This is a genomic window from Pseudomonas sp. P5_B2 (genome assembly GCF_056400445.1).
Genome location: NZ_JBFULH010000898.1, coordinates 1 through 1,367, shown reverse-complemented (window position 1 = coordinate 1,367; position 1,367 = coordinate 1). Strand labels below are relative to the sequence as shown.

Below are 1,367 nucleotides of genomic sequence, written 5' to 3'. Positions count from 1 at the left end.
CACCGCATTCGCGAGCAAGCCCGCTCCCACATTTGATTGGGGTGAAGACAGAAACTTCACCCGGCTCAACGATTTTGTATTTTAAACAGCCACCGCACGCGGCTCACTACGACGCAAAGCCCGCATCTTGTGCAGCGTATCCGCGCACGTCTTCGCCGCTTCCTGACCTTTATGCACAAAATGCTCGAAGAAGAATTTCTGATGTTCTTCGCCGGAATGGAAGTGGTGCGGGGTCAAAACCACCGAGAACACCGGCACTTCAGTTTCCAGCTGAACCTGCATCAGGCCGCTGATCACCGACTGCGCCACGAATTCGTGACGGTAGATCCCGCCGTCGACTACCAAGCCTGCGGCGACGATGCCGGCATAACGCCCGGACCTGGCCAGCAGCTTGGCGTGCAGCGGGATTTCAAAGGCACCGCCGACTTCGAAGAAGTCGATTTCCGATTCCTGATAACCCTGGGCAATCATTTCGGCCACGAAGCCTTTACGGCTCTGATCGACGATTTCTTTGTGCCAGCAGGCCTGGATGAACGCAACGCGCTCGCCCTGATGGTTTTTGCTTTTGCTATCGATAGCGGTGGGTTGCATGTTCTGACTCCTGTTTATGGTTAAAACAGGGCATATGAATCGAATGGGATTTCAGGGTACGCACGCTTGCACGAATGCTTGCAGGCGGCCCTTTGGCGTGAATCCCGTTCTCTCTTCATCCGGACTATGACCGTCGGCCCCGGGATCACACCGGGTCTGCTGACCTTGGCGTCATACACAGCCATTTGCCGTGCCTGTCGCCAAGCGCTCGCGGGCTATGCGGGTTGCGCGCAATTACCGCCGGTGGGGAGTTGCACCCCGCCCTGAGAACGTTTTGCCGTCAGAGTCTCTGGCAGCGCAGCGTTTTTAACACATATTTCCTGTCTGCGCATCGCTGCTATCTGATGATTGCTATCGACTTTTTCGCTGGCTTGAGAGGCCTTTTCCCACTCAAGGGTTGATTATTGGTGGTCATGCCCGCAGTAATTCCTGCCTGGAAGGGATTTCCCCTGCTTACCGAGGCCAGATTCATGAGCGTTATCGATCTTCGCAGCGACACCGTCACCCAACCTTCCACCGGGATGCTCGACGCGATGGCCAAGGCGGCCACCGGTGACGACGTTTATGGTGAGGACCCGACGGTCAACGATCTGGAGGCCGAACTGGCAAAACGCCTTGGTTTCGCCGCTGCGCTGTTCGTGCCGACGGGCACCATGAGCAACTTGCTGGGGTTGATGGCTCATTGCGAACGCGGTGATGAATATATTGTTGGCCAGCAGGCTCACACCTATAAGTACGAAGGTGGTGGGGCGGCGGTGCTCGGTTCGGTCCAGCCG

Annotated in this window: 2 protein-coding genes and 1 riboswitch; of the genes, one reads left to right on the top strand and one right to left on the bottom strand. The window is 56.8% G+C overall.

Features of this window, described 5'->3' with window-relative positions; genetic code table 11:
* Window positions 1-81: 81 nt before the first annotated feature.
* The gene (locus tag AC1DRJ_RS27820; RefSeq protein WP_477804974.1) at window positions 82-591 is read right to left on the bottom strand and encodes a 6,7-dimethyl-8-ribityllumazine synthase; all 510 of its coding nucleotides are present in this window, start codon (window positions 589-591) and stop codon (window positions 82-84) included.
* A gap of 102 nt (window positions 592-693) precedes the next feature.
* Window positions 694-866: riboswitch (FMN riboswitch) on the bottom strand.
* A 195-nt stretch (window positions 867-1,061) separates the two neighbouring features.
* Between AC1DRJ_RS27820 and AC1DRJ_RS27815 the strand changes: the two genes are divergently transcribed.
* Window positions 1,062-1,367 (top strand): beta-eliminating lyase-related protein (locus AC1DRJ_RS27815; protein WP_477804973.1); only part of this gene is annotated, 306 nt, incomplete at its 3' end.